Here is a 15,953-nt window from a genome sequence, read left to right as displayed (position 1 = left end):
CCGCACAACAACACAACGCACCCCCACCCAGGAGGCTCCCCAATGGCGCCCGACCTCATCGACCAGGCCCGCACCTGGCTGGCCGAGGACCCCGACCCCGACACCCGGGACGAGTTGCGCGCCCTCCTCGACGCGGCCCAGGGGGGCGACCCCGGGGCGGGGCGCGCGCTTGCCGAGCGCTTCTCCGGCACGCTTCAGTTCGGCACCGCGGGCCTCCGCGGCGAACTGGGCGCGGGCCCCATGCGGATGAACCGCGCCGTCGTCATCCGCGCCGCCGCCGGTCTCGCCGCGTACCTCGCGAAGCAACCCCGGCACGCCTCCGGCCTCGTCGTCATCGGGTACGACGCCCGCTACAAGAGCGCGGACTTCGCCCGCGACACGGCCGCCGTCATGACCGGCGCGGGATTCCGCGCGGCGCTGCTGCCCCGGCCGCTGCCGACGCCGGTGCTGGCGTTCGCCATCCGCCATCTGGGGGCCGTCGCGGGGATCGAGGTGACGGCGAGCCACAATCCGCCGCGCGACAACGGCTACAAGGTGTACCTGGGCGACGGCTCGCAGATCGTTCCGCCCGCCGACGCGGAGATCGCGGCCGAGATCGCGGCGATCGGCAGCCTGAACGACGTACCGCGCCCGGACACCGGCTGGGAGACGCTGGACGACGGCATCCTCGACGCGTACCTGGCCCGCACGGACGCCGTCCTGACGCCGGGCTCCGCGCGGGACGCCCGCGTCGTCTACACGCCCCTGCACGGCGTGGGCCGCGAGACGCTGACGGCCGCGTTCGCGCGGGCGGGCTTCCCGGCGCCCACGGTGGTTCCCGAGCAGGCGGATCCGGACCCGGCGTTCCCGACGGTGGCGTTCCCGAACCCGGAGGAGCCGGGGGCGATGGATCTGGCGTTCGCGACGGCCCGCGCGGCGGCGCCCGACATCGTCATCGCGAACGACCCGGACGCGGACCGCTGCGCGGTGGCGGTCCCCACGACCGCCACCGACACCGGCTGGCGAATGCTGCGCGGCGACGAGGTCGGCGCGCTGCTCGCCACCCACCTCGTGCACAGGCGCGCCCGCGGCACCGTCGCGACGACGATCGTGTCCTCGTCACTGCTGTCCCGCATCGCGGCCGACGCGGGCCTGCCGTACGCGGAGACGCTGACCGGCTTCAAGTGGCTGGCCCTGGTGGACGGTCTGCGGTACGCGTACGAGGAGGCGCTGGGCTACTGCGTGGACCCGGAGGGGGTGCGCGACAAGGACGGGATCACTGCCGCGCTGCTGGTGGCGGAGCTGGCGTCGGAGCTGAAGGGGCAGGGGCGTACCCTCACCGACCTGCTGGACGACATCGCCGTCGCGCACGGTCTGCACGCCACGGACCAGTTGTCCGAACGGGTCGAGGATCTGTCCCTGATCGCGGCGGCGATGCGGCGGCTGCGCGAGCAGCCCCCGGCCGAACTGGCGGGTCTGGAGGTCGGCTCGGCCGAGGATCTGACCCAGGGCTCGGAAGCGCTGCCCCCGACGGACGGCCTGCGCTATCAGCTCGCCGGGCGGGACACGGTCCGCTCGGCGCGGGTGATCGTGCGCCCGAGCGGTACGGAGCCCAAGCTGAAGTGCTACCTGGAGGTGGTCGTGGACGTGCCCGCAGCCGAGGACCTGCCCCGGGCCCGCGCCACGGCGGAAACGGTTCTGGCGGCCGTAAAGAAGGACCTCTCGGCGGCGGCCGGGATCTAAGCTTCCGGTTCGCCCGGTACGGAGGGTACGAACCGGCTCAGCCGGTAGGTCGTCGGCCGCGTCGCGCGCCCGCACAGCGTGTCCACGCGGACCGACGACCAGTCGACCGGTTCACTCCCGGCCCGCATACGGGCCAGCCGCGCACGCCACTCGTCGGCGTCCTGGGTCTCGAAGATCACTTCCCAGCGCCCGGCGCCGGCGGCGAACTCCTGCCGCCGCTGCCGCCGCTGCTTCCGCTTCCGCTGCCCTGGCATGACCACACCGCCCTCAGATCAGCAGCATGATCACCAGCAGCACCGCCCCGGCCAGCGTCGGCGCGATGACCTCGAACGCCCACCGCACCTCGGGCTCGCCCTGCGCGCCGTCGCGGCCCGCGTTGGACTCGGCCAGTTCGCGCAGGTCGCCGATCGTCTGGTCGGCCTGGGCGCGGCGGTCCGCCGTCGCGCCCGGGGCGGGCGTACGGCCGAGTGACGTCGGCGACGCCGCGTCGCGGTTCTGCTGGCGGGCGGCGCGCTTGCGCTGGCGCAGCGAGACGGGGACGGCCCACAGCTGGTACGTCGCGCCGCCCGCCAGCACTTCGCTGGTGTAGCTGGCACGCAGGGTGTCGACGGAGGCCCAGGGGAGGGTGATGGTGCGGAAGGGGTTGCGTACGAGGAGCCGGTCCGCGCCCGCGTACACCGCAGGGCGCACGGTGAAGGCGATCACCACCGGCACCGCGAAGAACAGCCCGGCGAGGGCGAGCCACGGCGTACGGCCCTCGCCGCGCAGGATGGCGTCGATGCCGAGCCAGCCGCCGAGCCCGAGCAGCAGCACGCCGCCCACGATGCCGCCCGGGGAGCGGTAGACGCGGTCGGCGTACGGGGTGGGCTCCCCATCGGGGCCGCCGTCGGGGCCGCCGACGAGCCCCCCGTCGGGCTCGCCGGCGGGCTCCCCGTCGGGCTGCGGGGCGGGGGCGGGGTCGTCCGAGCTCGTCATGGGGCCGATTGTGCCCCACGGTCCGGGGCATTGGGCCTCGGGATCAACACGGTACGAATACGGATCGTGATCGGGCCGGGGCCGGGCCCGATCACGGCCGGGGGGTGACATACCGCTACGCGCGTAGATATGCTCAGGTGGTGACCATGCCCACCACAGTTCCCGCATACGGCAAAGAGGCCGCGGAGCGACTGGCGTCGATGGCGGACGTGACCGCCACCGACAGCGCGCTGCGCCGCTTCCTGCACGGCCTGCCGGGCGTCGACGCGGTCGGCCTCCAGGCCCGTGCCGCGACCCTCGGCACCCGCTCGATCAAGACCACGGCGAAGGCGTACGCCATCGACCTGGCGATCTCGATGATCGACCTGACGACCCTGGAGGGCGCGGACACCCCGGGCAAGGTCCGGGCGCTGTGCGCGAAGGGGATCAACCCCGACCCCACCGACCGCACCGTCCCCGAGGTGGCGGCGATCTGCGTCTACGGCGACATGGTGGCGACCGCGAAGGAGGCCCTCCGGGGCAGCGGACTCCAGGTGGCGGCCGTGGCGACGGCGTTCCCGTCCGGCCGGGCCGCGCTGCCGGTGAAGCTGGCCGACACCCGGGACGCGGTGGCCGCCGGGGCGGACGAGATCGACATGGTGATCGACCGCGGGGCCTTCCTCTCCGGCCGCTATCTGGAGGTCTTCGAGGAGATCCGGCACGTGAAGGAGGCGTGCGTCCGCCCCGACGGCAGCGCCGCGCATCTGAAGGTCATCTTCGAGACCGGCGAGCTCCAGACGTACGACAACGTGCGCCGCGCGTCCTGGCTGGCGATGCTCGCGGGCGCCGACTTCATCAAGACCTCCACCGGCAAGGTGTCCGTCAACGCCACGCCGCCGGTCACCCTGGTCCTGCTGGAGGCGGTCCGCGACTTCCGGGCCGCGACCGGGGTGCAGGTGGGCGTGAAGCCCGCGGGTGGCATCCGTACGTCGAAGGACGCGATCAAGTACCTGGTGATGGTCAACGAGACGCTGGGCGAGGAGTGGCTGACCGCGGACTGGTTCCGCTTCGGCGCGTCGAGTCTGCTGAACGATCTGCTGATGCAGCGCCAGAAGCTGAGCACCGGCCGGTACTCCGGTCCCGACTACGTGACGGTGGACTGATACGCCATGCCCGTTTTCGAGTACGCCCCCGCTCCCGAGTCCCGCGCGGTCGTCGACATCGCCCCGTCGTACGGGCTGTTCATCGACGGCGAGTTCCGCGAGGCGGGCGACGGCAAGTTCTTCAAGACCCTCTCCCCCTCCTCCGAGGAGGTCCTCTCCGAGGTCGCCCAGGCCAACGCCGAGGACGTGGACCGCGCGGTCAAGGCCGCCCGCAAGGCGTTCGAGTCCTGGTCGGCGCTGCCCGGCGCCGAGCGCGCCAAGTACCTGTTCCGCATCGCGCGGATCATCCAGGAGCGCTCGCGGGAGCTGGCGGTGCTGGAGTCGCTGGACAACGGGAAGCCGATCCGCGAATCGCGGGACGCCGACCTGCCGCTGGTCGCCGCGCACTTCTTCTACTACGCGGGCTGGGCCGACAAGCTCGCGTACGCGGGCTACGGAGCGGATCCCAAGCCGCTGGGCGTGGCGGGCCAGGTCATCCCCTGGAACTTCCCCCTCCTGATGCTCGCGTGGAAGATCGCCCCGGCGCTCGCGACCGGCAACACGGTCGTGCTGAAGCCCGCCGAGACGACCCCCCTGAGCGCCCTCTTCTTCGCGGACATCTGCCGCCGGGCAGGCCTGCCCAAGGGCGTGGTCAACATCGTCACCGGCGACGGCTCGACCGGCGCCGAGCTGGTCGCCCACCCCGGCATCGACAAGGTGGCCTTCACGGGGTCGACCGAGGTGGGCAAGGCGATCGCCCGCACGGTGGCCGGTACGAAGAAGAAGGTCACCCTGGAGCTGGGCGGCAAGGCCGCGAACATCGTCTTCGACGACGCGCCGATCGACCAGGCGGTCGAGGGCATCATCAGCGGCATCTTCTTCAACCAGGGCCACGTCTGCTGCGCGGGCTCCCGCCTGCTGGTCCAGGAGTCCGTCCAGGACGAACTCCTCGACGCCCTCAAGCGCCGGATGCGCACCCTGCGGGTCGGCGACCCGCTGGACAAGAACACCGACATCGGCGCCATCAACTCCGCGGAGCAGCTGGCCCGTATCCGCGAGCTGGCCGACGCGGGCGAGGCCGAGGGCGCCGAGCGCTGGGCCCCGGAGTGCGAACTGCCCAGCTCCGGCTACTGGTTCGCGCCCACCCTCTTCACCGGCGTCACCCAGGCCCACCGGATCGCCCGCGAGGAGATCTTCGGCCCGGTCCTGTCCGTGCTGACCTTCCGCACCCCCGACGAGGCGGTCGCCAAGGCGAACAACACCCCGTACGGCCTGTCGGCGGGCATCTGGACGGAGAAGGGCTCGCGCATCCTGTCCATGGCGAGCAAGCTGCGCGCCGGGGTGATCTGGTCCAACACGTTCAACAAGTTCGACCCCGCCTCGCCGTTCGGCGGCTACAAGGAGTCGGGCTACGGCCGCGAGGGCGGCCGCCACGGCCTGGAGGCATACCTCAATGTCTGAACGACTCTCGATCCTGAAGACCTACAAGCTGTACGTCGGCGGCAAGTTCCCACGCTCCGAAAGCGGACGGGTATACGAGGTGACGGACTCAAAGGGCAACTGGCTGGCCAACGCCCCCCTGGCCTCCCGCAAGGACGCCCGCGACGCGGTCACGGCCGCGCGCAAGGCGTTCGGCGGCTGGTCCGGCGCCACCGCCTACAACCGCGGCCAGATCCTGTACCGCATCGCCGAGATGCTGGAGGGCCGCCGCGACCAGTTCGCGGCCGAGGTCGCGTCCGCCGAGGGCCTGTCCGCATCCAAAGCCGTTGCCCTCGTGAACACCGCGATCGACCGCTGGGTCTGGTACGCGGGCTGGTCCGACAAGATCGCCCAGATCGCGGGCTCCGCCAACCCCGTCGCCGGGCCGTACTTCAACCTCTCCACCCCCGAGCCCACGGGCGTCGTGGCCCTCATCGCCCCCCAGGACTCCTCGTTCCTGGGCCTGATCTCGGTCCTCGCCCCCGCGATCGTCACCGGCAACACGACCGTCGTGGTGGCCGCCGAGCGCGCCCCGCTCCCCGCCCTCTCCCTCGCCGAGGTCCTGGCCACCTCGGACCTCCCGGGCGGCGTGGTCAACATCCTCTCGGGCCGCACCCCCGAACTCGCCACCCCGCTCGCCGCCCACCAGGACGTCAACGCGATCGACCTGGCAGGCGCGGACCCGGCCCTCGCGACCGACCTGGAAACGGCCGCCGCGGACAACCTCAAGCGCGTGGTCCGTCCACACCCTGTGGACTGGCGCACCGACCCCGGCACCGACCGTCTCCTCTCCTTCCTCGAGACGAAAACGGTCTGGCACCCCATGGGCGTCTGAGCGTCCTGGCCTCTAAAGGATCATGCACGTGGTGGTGGCGTGGGCGATCAGGTTGCCCTGGTCGTCCAGCACCTTGCCCTCGGCGGTCGCGGTGCGGCGGCCCGCGTGGATGACGGTGCCTTCGGCGGTGAGCGTCTGGCCGAGGGTCGTGTAGCTCGCGCCGGCGGGGAGGGTCGTGTGGACGGCACAGACCATGGCGGAGTCGAGGAGGGTGGCGGCGATGCCGCCGTGGACGGTGCCGAGGGGGTTGGCGAAGTCGGGGCGGGTGTCGAGGGAGATGACGATGCGTCCGTGCTCGACCTCGTCGAAGCGCATGCCGAGCAGGCGGCCGATGGACGGGATGTCGGTGGGGCGTTCGGTCCGCACCCAGCGCATCAGTTCCAGGCCGGTCATGGCTGCGACGGTGGAGCGCACGGCGTCCAGCCTCCGGCTGCGCTCCTCGGTCAGGCCGTGCCGGACGAGCAGTTCGGCGAGGGCCTCCCGCCAGCGGGCGAAGACAGCGGCGGCGGAGCGGGCCAACTGAGGTGCGTCGTCGTTGGTCTCCACGGCGAATTCCGAAGGCAGGCCCGCGCGCTCAGGGGCCAGGAGGCCGACTTCGTTCTGTGTATCCCTCGCGCAGTGGCCCGCCGAGCAGGGCGAGCACCTGCTCGGCCGCGGCCGCCAAGGGGGCGGGGTCGCCGTCTTCGGCCACGGTGCGGTGGCCGTACAGCAGGGCGCCGCCCCGCGCCGGGTCGGCGCCGAGCAGTCTGCGGGGGAGCCATTTGCCGATGCCCGTCCACGCGGTGTGGTGGTCGGTGAGCAGATGTGCGGCCTCGCGCAGGGTGGCGTCGGCGAGGGAGAGCTGTTCGTATCTGTCGGCCGGCGAGGTGTCGAGCAGGTCGTCCATGAAGCAGGTGAGGAGGTAGCGGCCGCGTTCCCGCTCGGCCGGGGTGAGCGGTGGCGGCCCGGCCGCGAGGGCCGCCCGGGCCCGGGCGCGGGCATGGGCCAGATGGCCGTGGGAGTCCATCAGGGGCAGGCCCTGGTCATAGATGAAGAGGACCGTGCCCCGGCGGCGGGCTCTGTCCCCTTCGAAGATCTCCGGAAGATCCGCGAGGGTGTGCAGGAACAGCTCGGCCAGGCGCCCGTCGTGGCGTACGACCTCACGGCGACTGCTGTCCGAGTCCGGGAGCAGGACCGCCACGTCCAGATCGCTGGCCGGAGTCGCCCGGCCTTGGGCGGCCGAACCGCCGAGGATGGCACCCAGGGCGTCCGGACAGCGGCTCATGACCAGCCGCAGCGCCTGCGCCGCCGGGTCTGCTTGCCCCTTCATGGGCGCGCGATCTCTCGCCGATACGACAGGCCGGGGCGACCGTCGAGCTCCGTCTCGCCGACGACGGTGAACCCGGTGCGGGCGAGCACCGTTCGTGAGGCCGCGTTGTCGAGGGTGGTCTCGGCTCGCAACACGGTCAGCCCGTACCTGTCGGCGGCCAGGTCGCACATCGTCCGTACGGCTCCGGTGGCCAGTCCCTGGCCCGCGGCGCGCTCGGCGATCCGGTAGCCGAGTTCGGCGCAACCGTCGGCCACGTCCACGAGGTTGACCCGCCCCAGCACCTCGCCTTCCGTGCCGACCAGCAGGTGGAAGTAGCAGAGACCTGCCTCCTGCTCGGCGAGCAGGGCGCGGTGGCGCTCGTCGAAGCGGTGAAAGTAGTCGTCACCCCGGTCGGGGATGGACGCGGCGAAGTAGGCGCGGTTCTCCCGCTCGAACGCGAGGAGCGCGGGCGCGTGGTCCGGGCGGAGCAGCTCTAACTCGGGCATGGAGGGACTGTACGCAACGCCCTGCCCGGCCAAGGCACCCCGAGGGTGCCTACCTCGCCCACACACTCGTGGGCGAGGAGGCTCGTTTCACCACCGCTCCCGGCACCCCGGCGCATCCGCGGGCACCGGCTGACCATCGAGCGCGTAACACAGAGCCGGGTGCAACTGCTCCGCCTCCAGCGTCGTCAGCACCAGCATGACGGGAGCGGCCTGCCCGGGACGGACGACCCGAAGCGGCAACTCAAAGCGCCCGTCCCGGCCACGGCGCAGACCGCGCCCCGGTACGGGCCCGACGCGCACCTCATCCTCGGCGGCGCTCATTCGCCCACCCCCAGCCGCCCGCCCCGGCTCTCGGCGACCCGTAGCGCATCACGCAGCGCCTCACACAGGCACTTGACCAGGAACCGCAGCTCCCGGACGCCCACCCGCCGATCGTCGACCATCGCGCCCACATGCCCCAGGAGTTCGGACCCCGCCTTGAGCTGCATGGCCTCCATCTCATCGGCAAGCCGCGACAGCGGACCATCACCGTCCTCGTCCGCCACGAGGTAGCACCGCTTCCCCTCCGTCCCCGGCCAGGGCAACAGCCGGGGCCGCACGCTCACCTGATCACCACCACGCCGTGCGGCGGACACAGCAGGACGACGCGGGGGCGAGGCTCCTCTGCCGATCCGCTCTGCACGTTTGCAATCGGCCCGCCCTTCTTGGCGGGCAGCATCAGCCGTAACAGCCATTCCATGGACCGAGCGGTCATCTTCCGCACAATGGCCTCCTCTTGCCGGTCGCGGGGTTCCTCTTGACCTGCAAGCGTCACCGTTCATACGGCCGGGCGTCAGCCCATGATGGGTAGACCCACCGTGGGCGGGAGGAGAGCATCACGTGACGCCACCCACCGCATTACCGCCCCGCGTACTCGAACGCGACGACGTGCGGAGCGCACTCGCCGAACGGGACTTCGGCACGGTGTTTCGGCTCGCCCGAAAGTGGGGCGGCATCAGCTACAACCAGATCGGCGAGGCGTGCGGCATCAAGTCCGAACGCGTGGGGACGGTTGCCCGCGGCAATGCGCGCATTACCTCCCTGGCCAAAATCGAGGAGATCGCGGACGCCTTGCGCATTCCCGGCGCGATGATCGGACTGGCGGCTCGCTCCTGGGAGGTGTCCCCCGCGCCGAGCGCCGCTGCTCCGGCGTTGAGGCACCCCGACGCCTCGGGCATGCTGGGCCCAGAGCCCGCGCTGTGGGAGGTCGCAGAATTGGCACGCCGCACGCACGCCACCGATGTGGGACCGGCCGACCTGGAAATGATCGCGGAGGCGATCGACCAGCTGTGCCGCGCCTATCCGTTCACACCCGCCGATCAACTCCACCACCAGACACGGGCGGGCATCCGCCACGTCACCGACATGCTCCAGGGTCGCACCACCCTGGCCCAGCACCGCGAACTCCTCGTCTCCACAGGCTGGTTGTTCCTCCTCGGCGGCTGCCTCGAATACGACATGGGGCAACGCCAGGCCGCGGAGCTGAGCCGCGCCGCGGCGCTGCGCATCGGGCAGGAGGCCGGGCACGGCGAGATCATGGCGTGGTCGTGGGAACTCGGCGCATGGTTCGCCCTGACCCAGGGGCGGTACGCGGACGTGATCGACTGTGTGAGCGCAGGGCACCGTTCCGACTCGACGCACAGCATCGGCGTACAGCTCTACGCCCAGAGCGCCAAGGCGTACGCCCGGATGGGGGACGCGCGGCAGGTCCGTGCCACGCTCGACGCGGGCCGTGCCCGCCTGGAGCGGCTGCCCCGGCCGGAACACCGCGAGCACCACTTCGTCATCGACCCCGACAAGTGGGACTTCTACGAGATGGACGCCTACCGCCTGCTCGGCGACGACGAGCGCGCGGCCACTCACGCGCAGGAGGTCGTCCGGCTGGGCACCGCCCCGGACGGCACCGAGATCTCCCCCATGCGCGTCGCGGAGGCCCGCCTCACGCTCGGTGTGACCGCCGCCCGCTCCGGTGAGCTGGAGGAGGCCGTCTCGATCGGGGGCCGCGCGCTGGAGACTTCGCGGAAGTCCCTTCCGTCGCTGCTGATGGTCGCCGGAGAACTCACCGACGAACTGGAGCGGCGATACCCTCATGAGTCGCTGTCCCGGGACTTCCGCGAACACGTGACCCACATCTCCGCAGGCGGTGCGCAACCGCCCCTTGAAGCCCAGTGAGCCATGCCCCGGACCGAGTACTACGACGACCCGGACGCCCCCGAGCCGAACAGCCTGGTCGTCGCCGCGTCCGCCGTCGTCGCCGACGACGAAGGCCGCGTCCTGCTCCAGCGCCGCCGGGACAACGGGTTGTGGGCCCTGCCCGGCGGGGGCATGGAGATGACGGACTCGCTGCCGGGCTGCGGCTCCGCCACTTCCTCGGCCACCGCGACCGCCCCCACCTCGGCTGACGCGGAGGGGGCCTAAAGGATCATGCACGTGGTGGTGGCGTGGGCGATCAGGTTGCCCTGGTCGTCCAGCACCTTGCCCTCGGCGGTTGCGGTGCGGCGGCCCGCGTGGATGACGGTGCCTTCGGCGGTGAGCGTCTGTCCGTCGGTGCGGGCGGCGCGGATGTAGTTGACCTTGAGTTCGAGGGTCGTGTAGCTCGCGCCGGCGGGGAGGGTGGTGTGGACGGCACACGCCATGGCGGAGTCGAGGAGGGTGGCGGCGATGCCGCCGTGGACGGTGCCCAGGGGGTTGGCGAAGTCGGGGCGGGTGTCGAGGGAGATGACCATGCGGCCGTGCTCGACCTCGTCGAAGCGCATGCCGAGCAGGCGGCCGATGGACGGGATGTCGGTGGGGCGTTCGGTCTGCACCCAGCGCATCAGTTCCAGGCCGGTCATGGCTGCGAGGTCGGTGGTGGTCATGGTCGTTCTCCTTGGTGGTGCCGGGTGCGCGGGCATCGGTGCGGTACTGGTCAGCCGAGCGGGTTGGTGGTGTCGCGCAGGGTGGCCAGGGTCGGGGCGTACATGCGGGCCTTGATGGTGCCGAGGGTGTCGCCGACCTTGTTCACCTGGGCCTGGGCGAGCTCGATGGCGGTGGAGCGCACGGCGTCCTCGGCGACCGCTTGGTCGACGATGCCGACGGCCGCGGCGTCGGACCCGCCGTAGCGGCGGGCGGTGACCATGGCCTCGTGCGCGGTCTGCGGTGTCAGCCGGGACTGGATGAGGGCGGACATGCCGGGGGTGAAGGGGATGTTGATGTCCGCTTCGGGCAGGCACCAGAAGCCGCGGTCGGCGCGCATGACGCGGAAGTCGTGGGCCAGGGAGAACATCGCGCCCGCGGCGAACGTGTGGCCCTGGAGCGCGGCCACCGTGATGACCGGCAGCGACAGCAGCCGCGCGAACAGCTCGTGGACGGAGACGACGTAGTCCTGGTGCTGGTCGGCGTGGGCGAACAGCCAGTCCAGGTCGAGCCCGTTGGAGTAGAACTTGCCCGTGGCGGCGGTGACCAGCGCGCGGGGGCCTTCCGCCTTCTCCACCTCGTCGAGCGCGGAGCCGACGGCGGCGAGCCAGTCGGGGTGGAAGCGGTTCTCGCCGTCTCCCAGATCGAGGACGAAGACGTTCTCCTGACGGTCGAGCGAGGGCATGACGACTCCTTCAGGGCCGGGGTTCGGCCTCAGGCCGTTGGTGCAGGGCGTTGAGCAGCAGGTCGTGGATCTCGACGGCGGCAGCTTCCAGCGGAGCGGTGCTCCGTTCGGCCCGGCACATGATCACCGCGCCTTCGACCGCCGCGATGATGAAGGCGCCGAGCCTCCGGCCGCGTTCCTCGGTCAGGCCGTGCCGTACGAGCAGTTCGGCGAGGGCCTCCCGCCAGCGGGCGAAGACGGCGGCGGCGGAGCGGGCCAGCTGAGGTGCGTCGTCGTTGGTCTCCACGGCGACCGCCACGATCGGGCAGCCCGCCCGGAAGCCGCTCTCCACCAGCCGGTCGCGCCACAGCGCGAAGAACGCGTCGACGGCCCGCACCGGATCGTCGGCCCGTGTGGCGGCGTCGATCAGCCCCGCGATGACGTCGCCCGCCAGCGCCACCGCCTCGTCGATGAGCTGCGTCCGCCCGCCGGGAAAGTGGTGATACACCGAGCCGCGCGGGGCCCCGCTGTGGGCGAGCACCCGGTCGATGCTGGTCGCGCTCGCGCCGTACTCGCGCAGCAGGGCAGCAGCGCTTTGGACCATCCGGTCACGGCTGTCACTCCTGCGCGGACTCACCGCTCACCACCTTCCGAGCTACCTGTCGGTAACTTATGGGGTGCGGCATAGAACCCGCAAGAGGGGTCCAGCGATCCTTCCGAAGGCAGGCCCGCGCGCTCAGGGGCGAGGAGGCCGACTTCGTTCCGTGTAGCCCTCGCGCAGCGGGCCGCCGAGCAGGGCGAGGGCCTGCTCGGCCGCGGCCGTCAAGGGAGCGGGTGCACGGGCGTGACATGGCCGCCGTTGGCGTAATCGACTGGCCGCGCCAGGCGGCTGCGGCACCCTGCGGTTATGGCTGAAGGTGAGCGCAAGCCCGGCAGGGGCATGGTGGACCGGTCGGAGGGGTTCGGTGAGCGACTGCTGGGGGTGCTGCTGGACCGGGCCCACGAGATGCCGCCGCAGCTGATCGCTCCGCTGATCGCGGAAGAGGTGGCCAGGGTCGGTGGCCGTGACGTCTCGATCCTCCTCCAGGACTACGCGCAGGTGGTGCTCGCTCCGCTGTCGGGCCGACGGCTGGTGGTCGCCGAGCCCGAGCTGATCAGCGACTCCCACGCCGGAACGGCGTTCCTGACGGCGGCTACCGTCGAGGTCACGCAGGACGACGGCGGCGTCCGGATGTACCTGCCGTTGCTGGACGGCAGCGACCAGGTCGGGGTGATGGCCGTCACCATGGACACCGTCGATGACGACGACCGCCGACTGCTGCGCAGGCTGGCCGGCCTGGTCGCCGACATGGTGGTCACCAAGCACACCTACACCGACCAGTTCTTCCAGGCCCGGCGCCGCGAACCGATGAGCGTGGCCGCCGAGATCCAGTGGTCCCTGCTGCCGCCACTGTCCATGGCCGTTCCGCAGGTCGCGTTGGCCGGGATGCTCGAACCCGCCTACCGCATCGCCGGCGACAGCTTCGACTATGCCCTCAACGAAAACGTCCTGCACGTGGCCGTGATCGATGCGATGGGCCACGATCTCGGGGCCGCCGCGATGGCCACCATCGCCATCGGCACCTACCGCCACGCCAGGCGCGCCGACGTCGACCTGGTCGAGATCTACGCATTCATGGACCGGGCCATCGACGAGCAGTTCGGTCCCGATCGCTTCGTCACCGCGCAGATGATGCGCCTGGACACCACAACGGGCCACTTGCAGTGGGTCAACGCGGGCCACCCGGCACCGCTGCTGATCCGCGACGGCCGGGTGCTCCACCCCCTGGAGGGCCCGACGACCCTGCCGGTCGGCTTCGGCGGCGAGCAGCCCCGGATGAACGAGCACCAGCTCCAGCGCGGCGACCGGCTGCTGTGCTACACGGACGGCGTCATCGAGGAACACGTTTCCGGACAGGAGCCGTTCGGCGAGGAACAGCTCATCCGCTGCGTCAATCGCATGACGGGCCAGGCGAGCGGGGTACGCGCCGAGGTGCGCTGGCTCTCCCAGGCACTGATGGCGGAACGGGGCGGGCTCACCAGCGACGACGCGACCCTGTTCCTCATCGAATGGCGCGGGGGCGCCGCCGACCACCTCGCCGTTGTGTAGTAAGCCGAACTCAGAACCGCTTCGCGGTCGAACCATCCGGGTGTGGTTCGGCGGCCGTGGCCTCTGCCGAGGAAGAGGCGGGGTAAGGGTCAGCCGTCGTCCCTGCCCCGCGGGTCTGGGGTCGAACAGCACGAACCGGAGGGTGTCGGAGCTACGTTCTCGTGGACGATCGTCCGCTCGTCCTCGCCGAGGGTGCGGCCCCGAAGAGCGGGGACCGCCCGGTCGGCCGCGGCCACGAACGAGTGGCAGGCGGTGACCAGGTCCAGGAACTCCACCGTCCGGTCGATGTGGCACGACGGCCCAGCCCTCGTTGACCTGTTGCCCGCATGTCGGCGCGCGGGTCGGTGCTGTGCACGGTCAGCTTCACCTGGGCGACGCCCGTCTCTTCGAGGTGGAAGTCGGCGGTGGCACGGCGGGGGTCCGGGGTGGGGTTGTCGGGGGTGGGGACGAAGCCCGACGGTGTACGTGAGGCGGGTCGGCCTCGATCACCTCGCCGCGCATGAACGGGGCGTCCGCACCGGCGAATCGGTGGGTGACGGGGGACCCGGGACGCCAGTCGGACTCGACGGCCACGGCACCTTCGCCGGAGCCACACCAGCGCCGGGTGAACTCGGGGTCGGTCAGGGCCTTCCAGAGTTCCAGGAATGGCCGGAGCGATCCCATGGGTTCATGCGGGGGTGGGGAATGGTTCACACTGGTGTTCCGTGACCCTTCCTCCCGCCTTCGCACGCGTCGTCCTGCTCACCGGGCCCTCCGGTTCGGGAAAGTCGTCCCTCGCGGCCCGTACCGGGCTGCCCGTGCTGAATCTCGACGACTTCTACAAGGAGGGGGACGACCCGACGCTCCCGCAGCTCGACGGGGGTGGAGGGGCCGACTGGGACTCGCCGTTGTCGTGGGACGCGGATGCGGCGGTGGGGGCGGTCGAGGCGTTGTGCCGTACGGGGCGGACGACCGTGCCGGTGTACGAGATCGCGTCCAGTTCGCGGGTGGGCGAGGAGTCCATGGACATCGGGCGGGCGCCGCTGTTCGTGGCGGAGGGGATCTTCGCGGCGGACATCATCGACCGGTGCCGGGCGCTGGGGTTGCTGGCGGACGCGATCTGCCTGCGGGGGCGGCCCTCGACGACGTTCCGGCGGCGGCTGCTGCGCGATCTGCGGGAGGGGCGCAAGTCGGCGGCGTATCTGGTGCGGCGGGGGTGGCGGCTGATGCGGTCGGAGCGCGGCATCGTGGAGCGGCAGACGGCGCTGGGCGCGTACGCGTGTGGCCGGGACGCGGCGTTGGCGCGGATAGCGGCGGCGGGCGCGGCGGATCGCGCCCTCGAGGGCGTACGGACGTAAAGGCGCCTAAAGCGACACGCGAAAACAGCGAAGCGCCGCGCAATTGCGGCGCCCCGCCGTGGCATTCAGCCCGCAGCCGGATAAGGCCACCGAAAGGGGCTGTTTACCAGGGGTACATGACGACCCAGCTGCCCTGCTTGACACACTTGAAACCGTCCAGCTGACCCTGCTGCGCCGCCTTGTTGCCCAGCGTCTGGCACTCGAGGAAGGAGTGCGTGTAGTGCGGCAGAAGGTTGGTCTCAGCGGAGGCCGTGCCCGCCGAGACGAGGGGCAGGGCGAGGGCCGCCGTGACGACGGCGGCCGCAGCGAGCGCCTTTGCGCGTCGGGTCTTCTTCATTCGACTCTCCAATTGAGCGCGGGGTACACAATTGAGTCATTCCCGCCCCTGCCCGACCGCGCCTTTCGCAACGAGATTCCGCTGCCGAAATTCAGGCCCGCAGGGGCGATGCGGAAGACAGTAGCAGCGCGATTTACTCCGCAAGAGGGGCCATCGGAGAGACTAGGGAAATCAAAGAAATGCCGCGCTTTGGGGAACCGGAACTCCCCCGATACGCTCAGGCGCTGCGCGCCGTACGGGCCAGGAGGGTGATCGCGGTGGCGTTGAGCACGGCCGCCGCCGTGACCAGGCCGAAGTAGGAGCCCTCGGTGCCCTCCGGGAGGAGGACGAAGAGCAGGCTGGCCGGGGCCGTGAACAGGGCGGGCACGACCGCCGCGAACGAGGCGTCGTCGTACGGGAAGAAGCTGGCGTCCGTCCAGGCCCAGGCCAACAGGGCGAAGACCACGGCGAGGTAGCCGCGGGAGAGCCAGTCGCCCGCGACCACATCGAGGACGCGTCGTAGAACGTCGCTTGTCTTCCTGCGGATCAGCATGCGGATCAGCCTGCCGAAACGGGCGATACGGGAGCATGAGTATCCGTACTCAAACCGCTCCGTACGACCACACA

Annotated in this window: 21 protein-coding genes and 2 pseudogenes; 8 read left to right on the top strand and 15 right to left on the bottom strand. The window is 71.3% G+C overall.

Annotation, left to right across the window (positions count from 1 at the left end):
- The first annotated feature begins 42 nt into the window (after positions 1–42).
- Complete coding sequence (locus SSOG_RS26235) at positions 43–1,722, top strand: phospho-sugar mutase (RefSeq protein ID WP_009717281.1); 1,680 nt, start codon at positions 43–45, stop codon at positions 1,720–1,722.
- Here the strand turns inward: SSOG_RS26235 and SSOG_RS26230 are convergent.
- Both SSOG_RS26230 and SSOG_RS26225 read right to left on the bottom strand, forming a co-directional pair.
- On the bottom strand, positions 1,719–1,976 hold the full coding sequence (locus SSOG_RS26230) for a hypothetical protein (protein WP_039941740.1): 258 nt from the start codon (positions 1,974–1,976) through the stop codon (positions 1,719–1,721). The two genes, SSOG_RS26235 and SSOG_RS26230, sit on opposite strands and share 4 nt — an antisense overlap.
- 13 nt (positions 1,977–1,989) lie before the next feature.
- The gene (locus tag SSOG_RS26225; RefSeq protein ID WP_009717279.1) at positions 1,990–2,697 is read right to left on the bottom strand and encodes a PH domain-containing protein; all 708 of its coding nucleotides are present in this window, start codon (positions 2,695–2,697) and stop codon (positions 1,990–1,992) included.
- Between the two features lie 146 nt (positions 2,698–2,843).
- Between SSOG_RS26225 and deoC the strand changes: the two genes are divergently transcribed.
- From deoC to SSOG_RS26210, 3 genes are read left to right on the top strand one after another with little or no spacing between them, the layout of a single operon-like run.
- On the top strand, positions 2,844–3,839 hold the full coding sequence (deoC, locus tag SSOG_RS26220) for a deoxyribose-phosphate aldolase (RefSeq protein ID WP_009717278.1): 996 nt from the start codon (positions 2,844–2,846) through the stop codon (positions 3,837–3,839).
- Positions 3,840–3,845: 6 nt separating this feature from the next.
- The gene (locus SSOG_RS26215; RefSeq protein ID WP_009717277.1) at positions 3,846–5,279 is read left to right on the top strand and encodes an aldehyde dehydrogenase family protein; all 1,434 of its coding nucleotides are present in this window, start codon (positions 3,846–3,848) and stop codon (positions 5,277–5,279) included.
- Entirely contained in the window at positions 5,272–6,132 is an 861-nt protein-coding gene (locus SSOG_RS26210) for an aldehyde dehydrogenase family protein (protein ID WP_009717276.1), read from the top strand. Before SSOG_RS26215 ends, SSOG_RS26210 begins: the two co-directional genes overlap by 8 nt.
- A 12-nt stretch (positions 6,133–6,144) precedes the next feature.
- Here the strand turns inward: SSOG_RS26210 and SSOG_RS26205 are convergent, their stop codons facing one another.
- From SSOG_RS26205 to SSOG_RS53930, 6 genes are all read right to left on the bottom strand, one after another.
- Complete coding sequence (locus SSOG_RS26205; RefSeq protein ID WP_245606382.1) at positions 6,145–6,678, bottom strand: PaaI family thioesterase; 534 nt, start codon at positions 6,676–6,678, stop codon at positions 6,145–6,147.
- A gap of 28 nt (positions 6,679–6,706) precedes the next feature.
- On the bottom strand, positions 6,707–7,441 hold the full coding sequence (locus tag SSOG_RS26200; RefSeq protein WP_039938738.1) for a nucleotidyltransferase domain-containing protein: 735 nt from the start codon (positions 7,439–7,441) through the stop codon (positions 6,707–6,709).
- Complete coding sequence (locus SSOG_RS26195; protein WP_009717273.1) at positions 7,438–7,926, bottom strand: GNAT family N-acetyltransferase; 489 nt, start codon at positions 7,924–7,926, stop codon at positions 7,438–7,440. The genes SSOG_RS26200 and SSOG_RS26195 overlap by 4 nt, the downstream gene beginning before the upstream one ends.
- Before the next feature lie 87 nt (positions 7,927–8,013).
- Entirely contained in the window at positions 8,014–8,247 is a 234-nt protein-coding gene (locus tag SSOG_RS26190) for a hypothetical protein (protein ID WP_009717272.1), read from the bottom strand.
- Positions 8,244–8,531, bottom strand: a complete 288-nt coding sequence (locus tag SSOG_RS26185) for a hypothetical protein (RefSeq protein WP_039938736.1) — start codon at positions 8,529–8,531, stop codon at positions 8,244–8,246. Before SSOG_RS26185 ends, SSOG_RS26190 begins: the two co-directional genes overlap by 4 nt.
- Positions 8,528–8,689 carry a hypothetical protein gene (locus tag SSOG_RS53930; RefSeq protein WP_167542513.1) on the bottom strand — a complete coding sequence of 54 codons (162 nt, stop codon included), beginning with the start codon at positions 8,687–8,689 and terminating at the stop codon, positions 8,528–8,530. The genes SSOG_RS26185 and SSOG_RS53930 overlap by 4 nt, the downstream gene beginning before the upstream one ends.
- A 116-nt stretch (positions 8,690–8,805) precedes the next feature.
- On the opposite strand from SSOG_RS53930, the gene SSOG_RS26180 reads away from it, so the two are divergent.
- A complete protein-coding gene (locus SSOG_RS26180; RefSeq protein ID WP_009717270.1) occupies positions 8,806–10,137 on the top strand; it encodes an NsdA family TPR-like regulatory protein in 1,332 nt (443 codons plus the stop codon).
- A gap of 3 nt (positions 10,138–10,140) precedes the next feature.
- Positions 10,141–10,317: pseudogene (locus SSOG_RS26175) on the top strand (NUDIX domain-containing protein); the annotation flags it as partial.
- A gap of 62 nt (positions 10,318–10,379) precedes the next feature.
- Here the strand turns inward: SSOG_RS26175 and SSOG_RS26170 are convergent.
- Genes SSOG_RS26170 through SSOG_RS26160 form a run of 3 tightly spaced genes read right to left on the bottom strand, consistent with a single transcriptional unit; the run spans position 10,380 to position 12,161 of the window.
- Positions 10,380–10,823 carry a PaaI family thioesterase gene (locus tag SSOG_RS26170; protein WP_009717268.1) on the bottom strand — a complete coding sequence of 148 codons (444 nt, stop codon included), beginning with the start codon at positions 10,821–10,823 and terminating at the stop codon, positions 10,380–10,382.
- Between the two features lie 50 nt (positions 10,824–10,873).
- On the bottom strand, positions 10,874–11,545 hold the full coding sequence (locus SSOG_RS26165; RefSeq protein ID WP_009717267.1) for an enoyl-CoA hydratase-related protein: 672 nt from the start codon (positions 11,543–11,545) through the stop codon (positions 10,874–10,876).
- Between the two features lie 10 nt (positions 11,546–11,555).
- Positions 11,556–12,161 carry a TetR/AcrR family transcriptional regulator gene (locus SSOG_RS26160; protein WP_245606381.1) on the bottom strand — a complete coding sequence of 202 codons (606 nt, stop codon included), beginning with the start codon at positions 12,159–12,161 and terminating at the stop codon, positions 11,556–11,558.
- A gap of 270 nt (positions 12,162–12,431) precedes the next feature.
- Here SSOG_RS26160 and SSOG_RS26155 point away from each other — a divergent pair, with 270 nt between their 5' ends.
- Complete coding sequence (locus tag SSOG_RS26155; protein WP_009717265.1) at positions 12,432–13,673, top strand: PP2C family protein-serine/threonine phosphatase; 1,242 nt, start codon at positions 12,432–12,434, stop codon at positions 13,671–13,673.
- Between the two features lie 149 nt (positions 13,674–13,822).
- Here SSOG_RS26155 and SSOG_RS56340 read toward each other — a convergent pair.
- Together SSOG_RS56340 and SSOG_RS48950 are read right to left on the bottom strand one after the other, a co-directional pair.
- Positions 13,823–14,023: pseudogene (locus SSOG_RS56340) on the bottom strand (DUF6192 family protein); the annotation flags it as partial.
- A 13-nt stretch (positions 14,024–14,036) separates the two neighbouring features.
- A complete protein-coding gene (locus SSOG_RS48950) occupies positions 14,037–14,336 on the bottom strand; it encodes an SRPBCC domain-containing protein (RefSeq protein ID WP_078510403.1) in 300 nt (99 codons plus the stop codon).
- Between SSOG_RS48950 and SSOG_RS26145 the strand changes: the two genes are divergently transcribed.
- A complete protein-coding gene (locus tag SSOG_RS26145) occupies positions 14,318–15,010 on the top strand; it encodes a uridine kinase family protein (RefSeq protein ID WP_009717263.1) in 693 nt (230 codons plus the stop codon). The two genes, SSOG_RS48950 and SSOG_RS26145, sit on opposite strands and share 19 nt — an antisense overlap.
- A 103-nt stretch (positions 15,011–15,113) precedes the next feature.
- On the opposite strand, the gene SSOG_RS26140 is transcribed toward SSOG_RS26145, so the two are convergent.
- Together SSOG_RS26140 and SSOG_RS26135 are read right to left on the bottom strand one after the other, a co-directional pair.
- Positions 15,114–15,347: a hypothetical protein gene (locus SSOG_RS26140; RefSeq protein WP_009717262.1), complete on the bottom strand. Its 234-nt coding sequence runs from the start codon at positions 15,345–15,347 to the stop codon at positions 15,114–15,116.
- A gap of 217 nt (positions 15,348–15,564) precedes the next feature.
- On the bottom strand, positions 15,565–15,879 hold the full coding sequence (locus tag SSOG_RS26135) for an SCO4225 family membrane protein (RefSeq protein WP_154685982.1): 315 nt from the start codon (positions 15,877–15,879) through the stop codon (positions 15,565–15,567).
- Positions 15,880–15,953 lie beyond the last annotated feature (74 nt).

It is taken from the genome of Streptomyces himastatinicus ATCC 53653 (assembly GCF_000158915.1).
GTDB classification, from domain to species: domain Bacteria; phylum Actinomycetota; class Actinomycetes; order Streptomycetales; family Streptomycetaceae; genus Streptomyces; species Streptomyces himastatinicus.
The sequence above is the reverse complement of the archived record's forward strand: the minus strand, read 5'-3'. Positions and strand labels throughout refer to the sequence as shown.

Bases quoted from the DNA above. Each gene is read 5' to 3' on its own strand.
- SSOG_RS26235 (WP_009717281.1), top strand. From the start codon at position 43: ATGGCGCCCGACCTCATCGACCAGGCCCGCACCTGGCTGGCCGAGGAC.
- SSOG_RS26230 (WP_039941740.1), bottom strand. From the start codon at position 1,976: ATGCCAGGGCAGCGGAAGCGGAAGCAGCGGCGGCAGCGGCGGCAGGAG.
- SSOG_RS26225 (WP_009717279.1), bottom strand. From the start codon at position 2,697: ATGACGAGCTCGGACGACCCCGCCCCCGCCCCGCAGCCCGACGGGGAG.
- deoC (WP_009717278.1), top strand. From the start codon at position 2,844: ATGCCCACCACAGTTCCCGCATACGGCAAAGAGGCCGCGGAGCGACTG.
- SSOG_RS26215 (WP_009717277.1), top strand. From the start codon at position 3,846: ATGCCCGTTTTCGAGTACGCCCCCGCTCCCGAGTCCCGCGCGGTCGTC.
- SSOG_RS26210 (WP_009717276.1), top strand. From the start codon at position 5,272: ATGTCTGAACGACTCTCGATCCTGAAGACCTACAAGCTGTACGTCGGC.
- SSOG_RS26200 (WP_039938738.1), bottom strand. From the start codon at position 7,441: ATGAAGGGGCAAGCAGACCCGGCGGCGCAGGCGCTGCGGCTGGTCATG.
- SSOG_RS26195 (WP_009717273.1), bottom strand. From the start codon at position 7,926: ATGCCCGAGTTAGAGCTGCTCCGCCCGGACCACGCGCCCGCGCTCCTC.
- SSOG_RS26190 (WP_009717272.1), bottom strand. From the start codon at position 8,247: ATGAGCGCCGCCGAGGATGAGGTGCGCGTCGGGCCCGTACCGGGGCGC.
- SSOG_RS26170 (WP_009717268.1), bottom strand. From the start codon at position 10,823: ATGACCACCACCGACCTCGCAGCCATGACCGGCCTGGAACTGATGCGC.
- SSOG_RS26165 (WP_009717267.1), bottom strand. From the start codon at position 11,545: ATGCCCTCGCTCGACCGTCAGGAGAACGTCTTCGTCCTCGATCTGGGA.
- SSOG_RS26155 (WP_009717265.1), top strand. From the start codon at position 12,432: ATGGCTGAAGGTGAGCGCAAGCCCGGCAGGGGCATGGTGGACCGGTCG.
- SSOG_RS26145 (WP_009717263.1), top strand. From the start codon at position 14,318: ATGGCCGGAGCGATCCCATGGGTTCATGCGGGGGTGGGGAATGGTTCA.
- SSOG_RS48950 (WP_078510403.1), bottom strand. From the start codon at position 14,336: ATGGGATCGCTCCGGCCATTCCTGGAACTCTGGAAGGCCCTGACCGAC.
- SSOG_RS26140 (WP_009717262.1), bottom strand. From the start codon at position 15,347: ATGAAGAAGACCCGACGCGCAAAGGCGCTCGCTGCGGCCGCCGTCGTC.
- SSOG_RS26135 (WP_154685982.1), bottom strand. From the start codon at position 15,879: ATGCTGATCCGCAGGAAGACAAGCGACGTTCTACGACGCGTCCTCGAT.